The organism is Streptomyces sp. NBC_01241 (assembly GCF_041435435.1).
Taxonomy (GTDB): Bacteria; Actinomycetota; Actinomycetes; order Streptomycetales; family Streptomycetaceae; genus Streptomyces.
Window position 1 is genome coordinate 1,735,151 of sequence record NZ_CP108494.1, and the last position, 14,362, is coordinate 1,749,512.

Genomic DNA, 14,362 nt, shown 5'->3' on the forward strand with positions numbered 1-14,362 from the left:
GACCCAGGTGCCTCAGATGCCCAAACTGTCCCAGGGACCCGCCTTCGCCCCCGATTCGCTGGTCCTGAACCGCAAACTTCCGTTGTGGTACCAGGTCTCGCAGTCGTTGCGCGCCTCGATACTGGGCCGTACCAAGGACGCCTCGGCGCGGCTGCCGACCGAGGAGCAGCTCGCCGCGCACTACGGTGTCAGTGTTCTGACGATGCGCCAGGCGCTCAAGGAGCTGGAGACGGAAGGGCTGATCAGCAGGCACCGGCGGCGCGGCACGTTCATCGAGCCGCGCGCCCGCCGGGTGTCACCGGTCCGGCTGCTGGGGTCGATCGACGCGATCGTGGCCCAGCAGTCGGGCGAGCGGGCCGAGGTCCTCGGCCACGGCCCGCTCGCCGTGCCGGGCGATCTCACCGAGTATTTCCCCGACTGCGCCGAGGTGGTCAGCTACCGCAGGCTGCGCCGCGACGGGGAGAGCGACGAGCCCACCAACTGGGCGGAGAACGCGGTGCGTCCCGAGGTGGCGGCCCGGCTCGATGTCGCCGATCTCGAACGCTGGCCGATGACCAAGGTGCTGCGCGACCGGGTCGGCGTCCGGATCGCGCGCATCACCGACACGGTCGAGGCGCGCCTCGCGGACCCGGCGACCGCCGAACTCCTCCAGGTCCCGCTGCTGAGCCCGATCCTGTTCTACACGGGGGTGACGTACGACGAGAGCGGCCGGGTGGTGGATGTGGCACAGATCCGCTACCGGGGCGACCGGTTCTCCTTCTCGGTGACCGTGGAAGCGCGCTGACGCCCCGCCCTCCGACGCCGTTACGATGCCGGAGGCGGTGGCGACGGGGAGGACGACACGGTGGCAGCACGGGCGGGCGCCGGAGCCGGCGGGGGCGACGACAGCCCGTTGCTCGACGACCTCATGCCATGGTCCGTACGACCGCTGCGGACCGGGCGTCCCTGGGTGAGGGCCCCGGACGCCGGTTCGCTCAGGGCCCGTTGGGAGCGGCTGGTCCGGACGGAGGCCGCCGAGCGCGAACGGCTGTTTGGGCCCACCCGTCTGCGTACCCCGCGGACGCCGGTGGCGGCGCTTCCGGGACAGGCCACCGGCACCGGGCGGTTCGCCCGCGAGAGCGGACCGTGCCCCGAGCCGGTACGGATCCTGCACGGCCCGTTCGACGAACAGTGGCTGCTCCCCGACCACCGGCTGATCGACGCGGCCCGCCCCGAGCTGTGGCGGGTCGCCGACGGGCACCAGCTCTTCGCCGTGGAGCACGGCTACGTGCCCCAGGACACCGGCCCCGCCCTGTCCGTGACGGCACTCCTGCCCGACGGCCACTCCCCTGCCGGCCGGCCGGGCCGGATCCGGCCGCTGTACCGGCGCCCCGGAGGTCTCGAACCCAACCTGGTCCCGGGACTCCTCGCACTGCTCCGGGACCGCCACGGGGATGCGGTCACGGACCGGTCCGTGCTGGCGTGGACACTGGCGGCGGCCCGTCACTCCCCCGCCGGGTGCGTGGTCCCGCTGCCGGCCGACACGGCGCACTGGTCGGCAGGCGTGGAGCTGGGGCAGGAGCTGCTGCGGCTGCAACTGCGCGGCGCCCGGGGCGGGGAGCGCCCGCGGCTGCCCGGCGGACGCCGCCCCTATGTGCGGGCCTCGGTTCCGCCCGTACCGGCCACGCTGGAGTACGACCCGGCCGACGAGGCGCTCCTGCTCGGCACGGGCCGCATCTCGCCCGTGCCCGCCGGGGCGTGGGAGTTCCGGGTGGGCGGCGTCCGGATGCTGGAGCTCTGGTTCGAACGCCGTACGACGGTGGCCGGGGCCGGGGCAGAGGACATGGACGGCCTGGAAGCGGTCCGGCCGCGTACCTGGCTCCAGGAGTGGACCTCGGAGCTGCTGGAACTGATCACCCTGCTCGCCCTGCTGGCCGAACTCCGGCCCCGGCGGGAGGGCCTGACGGACGGCCCGCGGATCACGGCCGACGACCTCCGCGCGGCGGGTGTCCTGCCGGTCCCGGTCGCGGCCCGGCGGCCGGCCTCGGTGCTCGACCATCAGGAGGAGGGCCCGGACGGGCAGTTCGCGCTGCTGTGAAGGGCACCCGAGGCCCGCGCGCTACCGGTCGAAGGAGTCCAGCACCCGGTGCAGCGCCCGGTCGAAGACCCCGTCCAGATCGATCGGCCCGGGGTCCTCGGCGAATCCCGCCGCCATCCGCGGATACCTCCCGGTCGCGATCTGGCTGATCAGATAGTTCGTGCGCACGGCGTGCTCCTGTTCCTCGGACCAGGGCAGCGACCGGCTGCGCTCCGCCGTGGCGATCTCGTTGGCCACATAGGTGGTGACCACACCGTTGACCATGGCGATGAGTTCCATTTTCTCGCCGAACCGTGCGTCCACCCCGTCCAGGCAGCTGAGCGCGTACTCCAGGTACCGCAGGACGTTCGGGCTGAAGCCGTACACGGGTGACATCAGGCGTGGCACCCAGGTGTGGCGGTGCATCATCGCGCGGGCCTGATGGGCCAGCGCGATGAGATCGGCACGCCAGTCGCCGGACGGCTCCGGGAACTCGTACCCGCTGCTGACCGCGTCGAGCATCAGCTCGTACAGATCCTCCTTGCGCGGCACGTAGTTGTAGAGCGACATCGTCCCGCAGCCGAGTTCGGCGGCCACTTTCCGCATGGACACCGCGTCGAGCCCCTCCGCGTCCGCGATACGGACGGCGGCCGCCGCGATGTCGGCGCGGCTGAAAGCGGGCTTGGGGCCGCGGCCCGCACGCTCGGGGCGCGCCCAGATCACTTCGGGTACAGCGGTTCGCCCCGCCATTGATCATCACCTCTCCCACCATCGTAGTTACGTACACCGTACGTAGTGCGGTACGGTGTACGCATGACAACTACGTACGGTGTACTTAGTGAAGGTCTGGAGAAGCGATACGGCGATGTCCACGCGCTACGGGGACTCGATCTCACGGTCGCCGAGGGCACCGTCTGCGGAGTGCTGGGGCCGAACGGCGCGGGCAAGACCACCGCCGTCCGGGTCCTCACCACGTTGACACCCCCGGACGGCGGCAGTGCCCGGGTGGCGGGCCACGACGTGGTGCGCGAGGCGGCTGCGGTGCGCGCGGCGATCGGCGTCACCGGGCAGAACGCCTCGGTCGACGGCGAGCTGTCCGGCCGGCAGAACCTGCGGCTCTTCGCGAAGCTGCTCCGGTTCCGCGGCGAGGCCGCGCGCACCCGCGCCGACGAACTCCTGGAGCGCTTCGAGCTGACGGAGGCCGCCGACCGCCCGGCCCGCACCTACTCGGGCGGCATGCGCCGCCGCCTCGACCTCGCCGCCAGTCTGCTGACCCGCCCCCGGGTGCTGTTCCTGGACGAGCCGACCACCGGACTCGACCCGCACAGCCGCAATCAGATCTGGGCGGCCGTACGGGAACTGGCCGACCGGGGCACGACCGTCCTGCTCACCACGCAGTACCTGGAGGAGGCCGACCAACTGGCCGACGACATCGTGCTGATCGACCGGGGCCGGGCCGCCCACCGCGGAACCCCCACCGAGCTGAAGGCCCGCATCGGCAGTTACGCCGAAGTCGTCGTCCCTCATGATTCGGCGCTGGTCCCGGCGGCAGCCGTACTCGATCAGCTCACCGGCACCGAACCCGTACTCGACCACGAGCGCCGCACCGTGGGCGCCGTCACGACCGACACCACGCTCACCCTCCCCCGTATCGTCCGCGAACTCGACGCGACGGGCGTACCGCTGGTCGACGCGAGCCTGCGCCCGCCGACGCTCGACGAGGTCTTCCTCCGCCTGACCGGCCGCGGCGACAGCCGCACCTCCCCACCCCCGAAGGAGACGGCAGCATGAGCGGCATCGCACCGGCCCACGAGCCGAACGTCACACCGGCCACGAGCGCCCCGGTCGCCGACGCCCTGGCCATGCTGGGCCGCCATCTGCAGCGGATCAAGGCCTCGCCGGGTGTCATGATCCTGACCCAGACCATGCCGATCACGATGCTGCTGTTCTTCGGCTACGTGTTCGGCAGCGCCCTGGCCATGCCCGGCCAGGAGTACCGCGCGTTCCTGGTGCCGGGACTGCTGGCGTCGACGGCGGCCAACGGCATCATGGTCGGGATGTTCCAGGCCTCGCAGGACTGTGACCGCGGGGTGATGGACCGGTTCCGTACGCTGCCGATGAGCCGGCCCGCCGTACCGTTCGGTCAGACCGCCGCGGATCTGCTGACCACCGCCGTCGGCATGATTCCGCTGATCCTCGTCGGACTCGCGGTCGGCTGGCGGATCGAGGGCGGCCCGCTCGCCGCCCTGGGGGCCTTCGGACTGCTGCTGCTCCTGCGGTTCGCCACGTCGTGGCTGGGCTGCTGGCTGGGCCTGCTGATCCGCAACGAGGAGGTCGCCGGCCAACTGGGCAGCGCCACCTTCATCCTGCCGCTGCTGTCGAACGCGTACATCCCGACCGACAACCTGCCCGGCTGGCTGCGGACGGTCGCGGAGTGGAACCCGATCAGCGCGATGGCCTCGGCCACCCGCGAACTGTTCGGCAACGCGTCCCCGGCGGCCGACGCCGCCTGGCCGGTCGCCCATCCGGTGGCCGGGACGCTCGCCTGGTCGGTGGTGCTCCTCGCGGTGTTCGTGCCGCTGGCCGTACGGCGTTACGCGCGCGGCGGCGAATGACCGCCATGCGCCGCGCCCGCCGGGGCAGCGCGGCGGGCCGACCCGGGCGCCGGGCAGGCCGATGGGCCTCGGCAAACACACCGAAGCGCTGCTGCGGGCTCCGGGGAGAAGGAAGAGCGGACAGCAGCGCAGCGCCGGGACGGTGAGATCGTCCGACCTGCCCGAGCGGGGGGGTGGACGATGAACCCTGGCCGGGGAGAGCCCGGGCGGTGGACCGTTGGGCAGTTGTGACGGACCGTCGGGTCAGTGGCGGCTGCCGAAGAGCGAGCGGCGCAGTCGACGCAGCGGCGCGAAGAGGGAGACCCGCGCGCTCTTGCTCCGACGGCGATGGGCGGCATCGCGCGAGGTGAGCTCGCGCATCAGCAGCGTCGCCTCCGCGGACTCCCGCTGCGGGACGGCGGGTCCGCCGAGCACCGCGAGATGGCGGTCGAGGCGCGAACTCGTCGCACTGCTCCCGCATGTGATGGCAGGCACACGCGGCCTGCTGCGCATCGTTATCTGTTCCATGTCACTCCCCACCCGTACGAGGGCACCCGGCCCGGGCAGGTTAACCCTATCCCCCCGCCACGACACCCGTGTATCCCGGTCGCAGGATTGAGCACACACATACGGAGGTTGACGCCCCCACTCCCAATCTGCCCGATTCCAGGGCGAGTTGGACAGAACGGAAAGTGGTTCGACGGCCCGGATCGACAGGCTGCCGGACGGAGGCCCCTGCGGGCTGGGGCCTCCTGCCCGCCGGACGACCGGACGGGCCCGGCACGGGCACTGGGCGAGGGGTCAGGCGGCCGAGGCGAAGGCGGGCAGGTAGCCGCCCGACTGTCCGGCCGCGGTGGGGTGGTACGACTCACCGATGTTGAGCCAGTTGAGACTGTGCAGCCAGGCGTCCGAGGAGCAGATCTCGTGCCCGGTGAACTTCCCCGCGACATCGGTGAAGGTGAATCCGTGGTCGGCGGCGCGCTTGGCGGTCGCCGCGTTGAGGTAGTTGGCGGCGTCGTTGATCGCGCTGCGCACCTTGTCGCTCAGACCGACGACACAGCTGCCGCCGATCTTGTAGAAGCGCGGGTAGCCGAGGACGACGACACGCGCGGACGGCGCCTTGGCGCGGATCGCCGAGTACACCGAGTCGAGGTTGCCGGGCAGGGTGGTGTCGACATAGCTGCGGGCCGTGGCGATCCGGCTGAGGCAGGTGGCCTCCGACTGGAGGACGCAGGTGGTCATGACGTCGGCGAAGCCCGCGTCATTGCCTCCGACGGAGATCGAGACGAGGTCGGTCGAGGAGTTGAGCGGGCCGAGCTGACCGGCCTTGACATCACTCGTACGGGCACCCGAGCAAGCGGTGAAGGCGAAGGACGAGGGCGAGTTGGCCGCGGCCCAGAGTTTGGGGTAGGCCTTGGTGCTGCGCTTGCAGTCCCCGCTGGCACTGTCGTAACTGCCGGATCCGACACCCGAGGAGTACGAGTCGCCGAGGGCTACGTAGTCGACGGCCTGAACAGACGTGGCGGCGTTGGCGGTGGCCGCTCCGGTCAGAGCGAGTACGGCACCGAGCAGGAGCGAGGACGAGAACGCCACGAGTCTGGACATCTTCATGGAACCTCCCTTGGACCGACCGGCAGGATCTCCGCCGGTCCGACGTGTCTGTGGTAGCAGTACGCACACCCTCACCGGAAGTGTTCATGCCAAGTTGCTCCGATGAGTTCTCCTGCGCGCCCCCTTGAGGCCGCGTCATGTCCGTAATCGCCCCGCTGGAGCGGGGAGGAAGGTGTTGAAACCTGGGTGCGCGCGATGCCCTCGTGCCGGATCATGGGCGCCATGTCTGCCAACCCTGAGTCCGCTCTGCCGATCCGGCTCACCGTCGACGACAGCGATTCCCCGTCCGATGTCGTCGACGCGCTGTTTCTCGGCCGCTTCGCGACGGGCGAGCAGCCGTACTCACACAGCTCCTCCCTCGACCGCGTCAAGGCCGGGGCCACTCTGCTGCCCCCGGCTGCCAAGGTGTTGCGTGCCGCCCGCGACGACGATCGCAGCGCCACCCTCGCCGAGGGCAACGGCTGGACGCTGCTCATCTCGCGGTGGAGCCGCGGTGCCGACGTCACGGTCACCGCGACCAGCCCGGAGCTCGCGCAGCGGATCCTCGGCCAGGCGACGGACGGCGCCCGGGACGAGCCGGAACCGCAGCCCGAGAACGTGACGATGGGCTTCTGGTACGTGTCCCCGCGCCGCGGCCCGTACCGCACCACCCGGCAGATCGCCGCCGGAACCTGGGACGAGGTCCGCGACAACTACACGGCACCGGTGGCCGATGCCATGGACCGGCTGATGAAGGTCACCCCCGACGACATCGCCGGCCGGCTGCTCCTGCTGCACGGCCCGCCCGGCACCGGCAAGACGTCCGCACTGCGCACGCTCGCGCGCTCGTGGCGGGACTGGTGCCAGGTCGACTGCGTGCTCGATCCGGAGCGGCTCTTCAACGACGTCGGCTATCTGATGGACATCGCGATCGGCGAGGACGAGGGCACGGCGAAGGGCCGTTGGCGGCTGCTGCTCCTGGAGGACTGCGACGAGTTGATCCGCGGTGAGGCGAAGCACACGGCGGGCCAGGCGCTGTCCCGGCTGCTGAACCTCACCGACGGACTGCTGGGCCAGGGCCGCAATGTGCTGGTGGGGGTCACCACCAACGAGGACCTGGAGCGGCTCCACCCGGCCGTGGTCAGGCCCGGCCGCTGCCTCGCCAGGATCGAGGTGGGCTCACTGACCCGCAAGGAGGCGGTGGCCTGGCTGGGTACGGAGGAAGGGCTCGGCCGCGAGGGGGCCACGCTCGCCGAGCTGTACGCGCTGCGGCGGGGCAGCAGTCCCGCGTCGGTACCGAAGCAGGACTCCGGCGCGGACGCGGGCCTGTATCTCTGAGGCGCCGTTCGAGCCCGTCCGGCGATGGAGGACGGACCGGCCGCCGGACGAACCGGCCGCCGGACGGATCGGCCGCCGGACAGTCCGGGACCGGGGCTGCGCTCACACCTGAACCCGCGCCCCCACGCCCCGCCTCATCGCGGCTCGTACGCCGCCCGCAACGCGTCCTCGGCCAGGGACAGCGCGTCGGCCCGCGACAGGCCCAGCCGCCGCGCCTGCTCCGCGTACTCCTGCGCGGCGGCCGCCGCATGACGTTCCGCCGCGTCACCGGCTGCGGCGACGAACGTGCCGTTGCGGCCGCGGGTCTCGATCACTCCGTCGGCCTCCAGTGCCCGGTACGCCTTGGCGACGGTGTTCGCGGCGAGGCCGAGCTCCTGGGCGAAGCCGCGTACGGTCGGAAGTCTGAAACCGACGGGCAGCGCGCCGGAGCGGGCCAGTTCGGAGATCTGCGTCCGCAGTTGCTCGTACGGGGCGGTACCGGCGTCCGGATCAAGGGCGATCTTCAGAGTCACCCGCCGATTGTCCCCCACCGCCGGAAAATCAGGGGCGACCGATAGGCGCTCACGCGTAACGTCCGGCCCATGACTGTCCTCGTGCGCGACTTCCTGCCCGCCGACGCGGAGGCCTGGGTGCGGGTCCGTCGCGCCGCACTGCCCTCCATGGTGACGACCCCCGAGCAGGTCGCCTTCGATCTGGCCTCCGCCCATCCCGACAAGCGCTACCGGCTGCTGGTCGCCGAGAAGGACGGAGAGCTGATCGGGACCGCGCAGGTCGGCCTCGCCCACGACAGCCCCGAACCGGGCCAGGCGTTCTGCAATCCGTACACGCACCCGGACCGCACCGGACTCGGGGCGGGCGGGCTGCTGCTGAGCACCGCCGAGGAGCATCTGGCGCGGGAGGGCGCGGTCGCGGTATACAGCTGGGTGCTCGACACCCCGGCGAACCGCGCCTTCGCCGAGAAGCGCGGGTACGCACCGAGCCGTTCGGCGCACTTCCTCCGCCTCGATCTGGCCGGCGGGTCGCTGCCGCCCCGGCAGGAGCCCCCGGCCGGCGTCGAGCTGCGCACCGGCGCGGACTTCGCCGACGATCCGCGCCCGCTCTTCGAGGCGGACGCCGAGACCACGGCCGACGAGCCGAGCGACACCCCGGCCGAACTGTCCGACTACGAGGACTGGCTCCGGCAGATCTGGCGCCGTCCCGGACTCGACCACGAGCTCACCTCGGTCGTGGTGGTCGACGGAGAGGTGGCGGCGTTCAGCGCGGCGCAGACCGACGGACTGACCCGCTACATGTCGGGGATGACCGGCACCCGCCGGGCGTACCGCAACCGGGGCCTGGCCAGGCTCGCCAAGAACGACTCGCTGCACCGGGCGCGCGCCGCCGGGTACACGGACGCGTACACCGGCAATGACGCGGAGAACGCCCCGATGCTGGCCGTCAACCGGTGGTTCGGCTACGAGATCTGCGCCACGGAGGTGCGGTATGTCCGCAAGCTCGGCTGAGACCGCGCTGACGGTCGCCCTGGTGAAAGCCGGACGGACCAAGATCCGATACCCGGCGGATGTGGTCCACGACGACGGCACCCGGGTGACGGTGCGTGCACCGTGGGCCGCGCCGGGGGTGCGGGACTTCGGCTTCGTACGGTTCGAGCCCGGCGATGTGTTCACCGAGCACTACTGGCGCGATCGCTGGTTCGCCGTGAAGGAGGTCCGTACCGGAGCGGGTGAACTCAAGGGCTGGTACTGCGACGTGACCCGTCCCGCGGTGCTGCGGGGCGGGGAACTGCTGGTCGAGGATCTGGACCTGGATCTGTGGGTGTCGGCGGACGGCACGTCCGTACTCCGGCTGGACGAGGACGAGTTCGAGGAGAGCGGTCTCGACGAACGCGATCCGGCGGCGGCCGGGGCGGCCCGCCGGGCCCTGGACCAGCTGGAACAGCTGGCTCGCACGGAGGGCCTCGCGGCGCTGCTGGCCTGACCGGCCCCGGGGTCCGGGCGGACACTGCGGCCGCTGCCGACTGTCCGCCGTCTGAATTACAGTGCTCAGGCCAGTTCCCCACCCTGTGACCTGAGAGGGAATCACGGATTATGCCCACTGAGACGTTCGAGTTTCAGGTGGAAGCGCGCCAGCTTCTGCAGATGATGATCCACTCGATCTACTCGAACAAGGACGTGTTCCTGCGCGAACTCGTCTCCAACGCCTCCGACGCGCTCGACAAGTTGCGGCTCGAAGCGCTCCGCGACGACTCGCTCGGCGCGGATGTGTCCGACCTCCACATCGACATCGAGACCGACAAGCAGGCCCGTACGCTGACCGTGCGGGACAACGGCATCGGTATGTCACACGATGAAGTGGTCCAGCTCATCGGGACCATCGCGAACTCGGGCACGGCGAAGTTCCTGCGGGAGCTCAAGGAGGCCGAGGACTCCACCGCGGCCGAAGGGCTGATCGGCCAGTTCGGGGTCGGGTTCTACGCCAGCTTCATGGTGGCCGACGAGGTCACGCTGCTGACCCGGCGCGCGGGCGAGAGCCAGGGCACCCGCTGGACGTCGACCGGCGAGGGCACGTACACGATCGAGACCGTCGACAGCGCCCCGCAGGGCACCGCGGTCACCCTCCGGCTCAAGCCGGAGGACGCCGACGACCGGCTCTACGACTACACCTCCCCCTGGAAGATCAGGGAGATCGTCAAGCGGTATTCGGACTTCATCACCTGGCCCGTCAGAATGGCGGCGGAGACGCCGGCCGACGACGCCGCGGATGCCGGGGAAGGGGCCGACGCCGCCCCGCGTGAACCCGAGACCCTCAACTCGATGAAGGCCCTCTGGGCCCGCTCGCGCGACGAGGTCAAGGACGACGAGTACCACGAGCTGTACAAGCACATCAGCCACGACTGGATCGCCCCGCTCGAAACCATCCGGCTGCAGGCGGAGGGCACTTTCGAGTACCAGGCACTGCTCTTCATCCCGTCGCACGCGCCCCAGGACCTGTTCATGCAGGGGTACAAGCGCGGCATCCAGCTCTATGTGAAGCGCGTCTTCATCATGGACGACTGCGAAGCGCTGATGCCGCCGTATCTGCGCTTCGTCAAGGGTGTCGTCGACGCGCAGGACCTGTCGCTCAACGTGTCGCGCGAGATCCTCCAGCAGGACCGGCAGATCCAGTTGATGCACCGGCGCCTGGCGAAGAAGGTGCTGTCGACGGTCAAGGACATGATGTCCGCCGACCCGGAGCGCTACGCCACGTTCTGGCGGGAGTTCGGCCGCGTCCTCAAGGAGGGGCTGCTGAGCGACTTCGAGAACCGTGACGCCATCCTCGGTGTGGCCTCCTTCGCCACGACCCACGACCAGGACGAGCCGACCACGCTGCGACAGTACGTGGAGCGGATGAAGGACGGCCAGGAGCACATCTATTACCTCACGGGTGAGTCCCGGCAGGCCATCGAGAACTCCCCGCACATGGAGGCGTTCCGGGCCAAGGGCGTCGAGGTGCTGCTGCTGACCGATCCCGTCGACGAGGTGTGGGTCGAGGCCGAGCCCGAGTTCGACGGCAAGCAGCTGCGGTCCGTCGCCAAGGGCGAGGTCGACCTCGGGACCGAGGAGGAGAAGAAGGAGGCCGCGACCGAGCGCGAGAACCGGCAGCAGAAGTACGCGGATCTGCTGACCTGGATGACGGACCGGCTCGGCGAGACCGTCAAGGAAGTACGGCTCTCCTCGCGTCTCACCGTCTCGCCCGCCTGCATCGTCTCGGACACGCACGATGTGACGCCGGCCCTGGAGAACATGTACCGCGCGATGGGCCAGCCTGTCCCGCAGGTCAAGCGCATCCTCGAACTCAATCCGGAGCATCCGCTGGTCAGCGGCCTCAACCGGGCGCACACCGAACGGGGCGAGGAGGCCGGGCCGGGCCTGGAGGAAACGGCCGAACTCCTACACGATCTGGCGCTGTTGGCCGAGGGGGGCGAACTGGGCGACCCGTCGCGCTTCGTCAAGCTGATGGCCGACCGCCTGGAGCGCACCCTGTGAGTGAGGTCCGCATCCCCTCGGACGGGCCCCCGGGCCTGCCCGAGGGCCCGCACCCTGGCTCATCGCCCGGCTGATCGCGGTCGGACGTGCCGTGGACAGGTCCTGGACAGGTCCTGGACAGGTCCTGGACAGGTCCTGGACTCGTCCTAGTCCCGGCGCTGTGCCCATACATCGGTGTACGGCGCCGGGGCCCTCGGTGCCGGGCGGGCCTGCGGGATTCCGGCGACCAGCTCCACCTCGTACCCCGCCGGGTCCTCCAGATAGGCAGCGATGTGCTCGTCCCCGCCCGCGTGCGGGTAGCGGTCCGGGAAGAGCTGCTGCCAGCCGTGCTCCGGGGCTCTGGCCACCAGTGCGTCGAGGGTGGCCCGGTCCCGGACGTGGAACGCCAGATGGTTGAGCCCGGGGCTGCAGCGGTCGTGCGTCCCCCCGGTGAGGTCGGGTGACTGCTCGACCACCACATAGCTGTCGCCGCGCCGCCAGCTCCGGCCGTGTTCCCAGCGCTGGTACGGAACATGGCCGAGCTCGCCGAGCAGCCAGCCCCACCCGCGCTCGGCCGCCGGCAGATCGGGCACCCACAACTCGATGTGATGCACCCCGCCGGTGCCGGCTCCGCCGGCGGGCAGCGGGACGGCTCGGCGGATGCCGTGCGGCTGGTACGCCACGGTGTCGCCGTCCTCGTGCCAGTGGATCAGGAAGTGCTCCCCCGCGCGGTAGCCGTCGAGTCCGGCCCGGAAGTAGGCGACGATGTCGTCCGGGAGGGCGTTCAGCGGGAACCAGGCCAGCTCGGAGCACTTGTCCGGTTCGCGGTTGCGCGGCGGACGGCCGGGGTCGTACTCCGCCTCGAAGAACCAGCCGGTCCGGGGATTGCCGCCGGGGCCGCGGTGCTGCATGACCAGGGCGACCCGCAGCTCGTCCGGGCCGAATTCGACACCGATCTCCTCGGCGGCCTCACGGATCATCGCCGCGCGGACGTCCTCACCGTCCTCGACGTGTCCGGACGGGCCGTTGAACAGGCCGTCCGCGTACCCCGTATGGGCCCGGCGGGCAAGCAAAACGTCTGGGCCGCGGCGGAGAATCAGATGCACATCGACGACTTCGGTATGCCGGTGCCGCGGTTCGGCACGGGCCACCAGGGCGTAGCGCTCGTCGTCGACGTGCTTGCCCCACAGGGCCGGATCGTCGGAGAGCCGCTCGTGGTGGATGTGCTCGGTGAGCTCCGAGAGCAGTCCGGTCAGCCGCTCCGCGGAGAGGCCGACGGCACCCCAGACGCCCTCGATCAGGATCAGCCGGCCGCCGGGCCGCAGCAGGGTGAACCAGTGGCGCAGGGCCGCCACCGGATCGGGCAGCAGCCACACCACATGCCGGGCCATGATCACATCGAACTGCTGCTTGCCGACCGGTGGTTGGGCCGCGTCCCCGAGAAGGACCCCGGTGCCGGTGCCGGCGAGCTTGGCCCGCGCCTGCTCCACCATGCGCGGCGACCGGTCGACGGCGGTGACCCGGTGCCCCTGTCCGGCGGCGAGCAGCGCGAGGCTTCCGGTGCCGCACCCCAGGTCGAGCACCTCGGAGCGCTCGCCGGGCAGCCAGCTCTCCAGCCGCTGCGCCCAGGCATGCCGGACGGCCGGGTCGAGCAGCCCGTGGTCGGGCTCCTCGTCGAAGGAGTCGGCCGCGGAATCCCAGTCGATCGTCGTCATGAGTCGATCGTGCCATCCACCACTGACAACGACGGCCCGCACGGCAGGAAAGGCCCCGCCTCGGAATGCCGGGACACCGGGGCGGGGTCTCTCGTACCGCTTCTTCGTTCCGCTTCTTCGTTCCGCTTCGTTCCGCTTCTTCGTTGCCGGACAGGGCGGTACGTCTAGCCGATGACCGAGGCGCAGGTGGTGGGAGTGGCGTGGGCCGGATCCAGGGCGTTCGCCACCTCGTGGTACGCGATCCGGTCGACGGTGCCGATCGCCACGTGCTCGGAGAGGTCGACCGGGCACAGGTCCTGGAGCAGGACGTTGTGTACGTTCGGCCCGTCCAGGAACTGCGTGCGGTACGGGGTCACGACCTCGTCGTACTTGGTCGCGATGACCGTGTAGCGCACTCCGGGCACGGTGTCGCCGCCCGCGTTGAGCTTGGTGACGAAGGGGGATCCTGCCACCTGGTCGGCGAGGCCGGGCGTGTTGGCGTTCAGCAGGTCCTCCGCTCCCGGGAAGTACGGCAGCAGCTTCGTCAGGCCGAGGAGGGTGGTGCCGTGGTTGTCGGGTGCGAGCCCGATCATGGCGTTCACCTTGGCGGCACCGCCGAGGAACTTCAGGTAGTAGTTCGGCATCATCCCGCCCTGGGAATGGCCGACGACGTCGGTCTCCGACGCCCCGGTGGAGGCGAGCACCTTGTCGACGAACGTGGCGAGCTGACCGGCCGACTCGTCGATCGGGCCGAGGCCGTTGAAGACGGGTACGCCGGGCAGTTGCCCGTAGTCGAGCGAGTAGACGCAGTAGCCCCGGTTGACTAGGTAGGGGGCGAGGACCAGCCAGTTGTCGATCGAGTTCCCGAAGGTTCCGTGGACCAGGACGACGGGGCGGGGGTGGGCTGTGGAGGGTTTGCAGGAGTAGTCGTTCCAGCCACGGGAGGTGGCCGTGGCGGCGGTGGGGGTGGCTGCAGCGGCAGCGGCGGTGGGGGTGGCGACTGCGGCGACGGCGAGGAGCAGTGCGGTGAGGGTTCTCCGCGTACGTGGGGTACGCGGCGCACGGGTCCAGGGCAGCATCGTGTGG

General features: G+C 70.7%; 14 protein-coding genes. 8 read left to right on the forward strand and 6 right to left on the reverse strand.

Features of this window, described 5'->3' with window-relative positions:
- The first annotated feature begins 16 nt into the window (after positions 1 to 16).
- Positions 17 to 784, forward strand: coding sequence for a GntR family transcriptional regulator (locus tag OG306_RS07400; protein WP_266745305.1), 768 nt, complete (start codon positions 17 to 19; stop codon positions 782 to 784).
- Between the two features lie 60 nt (positions 785 to 844).
- Complete coding sequence (locus OG306_RS07405; RefSeq protein ID WP_327259416.1) at positions 845 to 2,077, forward strand: type ISP restriction/modification enzyme; 1,233 nt, start codon at positions 845 to 847, stop codon at positions 2,075 to 2,077.
- A gap of 21 nt (positions 2,078 to 2,098) precedes the next feature.
- Here OG306_RS07405 and OG306_RS07410 read toward each other — a convergent pair whose 3' ends face one another.
- Positions 2,099 to 2,806, reverse strand: coding sequence for a TetR/AcrR family transcriptional regulator (locus OG306_RS07410; RefSeq protein WP_327259415.1), 708 nt, complete (start codon positions 2,804 to 2,806; stop codon positions 2,099 to 2,101).
- 63 nt (positions 2,807 to 2,869) lie between these two features.
- On the opposite strand from OG306_RS07410, the gene OG306_RS07415 reads away from it, so the two are divergent.
- Together OG306_RS07415 and OG306_RS07420 are read left to right on the forward strand one after the other, a co-directional pair.
- On the forward strand, positions 2,870 to 3,847 hold the full coding sequence (locus tag OG306_RS07415; protein ID WP_266907102.1) for an ATP-binding cassette domain-containing protein: 978 nt from the start codon (positions 2,870 to 2,872) through the stop codon (positions 3,845 to 3,847).
- Between the two features lie 71 nt (positions 3,848 to 3,918).
- Positions 3,919 to 4,671, forward strand: coding sequence for an ABC transporter permease (locus tag OG306_RS07420; protein ID WP_266752106.1), 753 nt, complete (start codon positions 3,919 to 3,921; stop codon positions 4,669 to 4,671).
- Positions 4,672 to 4,914: 243 nt separating this feature from the next.
- Here the strand turns inward: OG306_RS07420 and OG306_RS07425 are convergent, their stop codons facing one another.
- Complete coding sequence (locus OG306_RS07425) at positions 4,915 to 5,178, reverse strand: hypothetical protein (protein ID WP_266745309.1); 264 nt, start codon at positions 5,176 to 5,178, stop codon at positions 4,915 to 4,917.
- Between the two features lie 273 nt (positions 5,179 to 5,451).
- A complete protein-coding gene (locus tag OG306_RS07430) occupies positions 5,452 to 6,261 on the reverse strand; it encodes an SGNH/GDSL hydrolase family protein (protein WP_266745310.1) in 810 nt (269 codons plus the stop codon).
- Positions 6,262 to 6,456: 195 nt separating this feature from the next.
- Between OG306_RS07430 and OG306_RS07435 the strand changes: the two genes are divergently transcribed.
- Complete coding sequence (locus tag OG306_RS07435; RefSeq protein ID WP_266752107.1) at positions 6,457 to 7,578, forward strand: DUF5925 domain-containing protein; 1,122 nt, start codon at positions 6,457 to 6,459, stop codon at positions 7,576 to 7,578.
- A 134-nt stretch (positions 7,579 to 7,712) separates the two neighbouring features.
- Here OG306_RS07435 and OG306_RS07440 read toward each other — a convergent pair whose 3' ends face one another.
- Positions 7,713 to 8,090 (reverse strand): GntR family transcriptional regulator, encoded by a 378-nt coding sequence (locus OG306_RS07440; RefSeq protein ID WP_266745311.1) that lies wholly within the window; start codon positions 8,088 to 8,090, stop codon positions 7,713 to 7,715.
- A gap of 69 nt (positions 8,091 to 8,159) precedes the next feature.
- Between OG306_RS07440 and OG306_RS07445 the strand changes: the two genes are divergently transcribed.
- From OG306_RS07445 to htpG, 3 genes are all read left to right on the forward strand, one after another.
- The gene (locus tag OG306_RS07445; protein ID WP_266745312.1) at positions 8,160 to 9,080 is read left to right on the forward strand and encodes a GNAT family N-acetyltransferase; all 921 of its coding nucleotides are present in this window, start codon (positions 8,160 to 8,162) and stop codon (positions 9,078 to 9,080) included.
- On the forward strand, positions 9,061 to 9,555 hold the full coding sequence (locus OG306_RS07450) for a DUF402 domain-containing protein (RefSeq protein WP_266745313.1): 495 nt from the start codon (positions 9,061 to 9,063) through the stop codon (positions 9,553 to 9,555). Before OG306_RS07445 ends, OG306_RS07450 begins: the two co-directional genes overlap by 20 nt.
- Before the next feature lie 110 nt (positions 9,556 to 9,665).
- The gene (htpG, locus tag OG306_RS07455; protein ID WP_266745314.1) at positions 9,666 to 11,603 is read left to right on the forward strand and encodes a molecular chaperone HtpG; all 1,938 of its coding nucleotides are present in this window, start codon (positions 9,666 to 9,668) and stop codon (positions 11,601 to 11,603) included.
- Positions 11,604 to 11,749: 146 nt separating this feature from the next.
- Here the strand turns inward: htpG and OG306_RS07460 are convergent, their stop codons facing one another.
- Positions 11,750 to 13,297 carry a trifunctional class I SAM-dependent methyltransferase/NUDIX hydrolase/VOC family protein gene (locus OG306_RS07460; RefSeq protein ID WP_266745315.1) on the reverse strand — a complete coding sequence of 516 codons (1,548 nt, stop codon included), beginning with the start codon at positions 13,295 to 13,297 and terminating at the stop codon, positions 11,750 to 11,752.
- A gap of 164 nt (positions 13,298 to 13,461) precedes the next feature.
- Positions 13,462 to 14,355, reverse strand: a complete 894-nt coding sequence (locus OG306_RS07465) for an esterase/lipase family protein (protein WP_266745316.1) — start codon at positions 14,353 to 14,355, stop codon at positions 13,462 to 13,464.
- Positions 14,356 to 14,362: the final 7 nt, after the last annotated feature.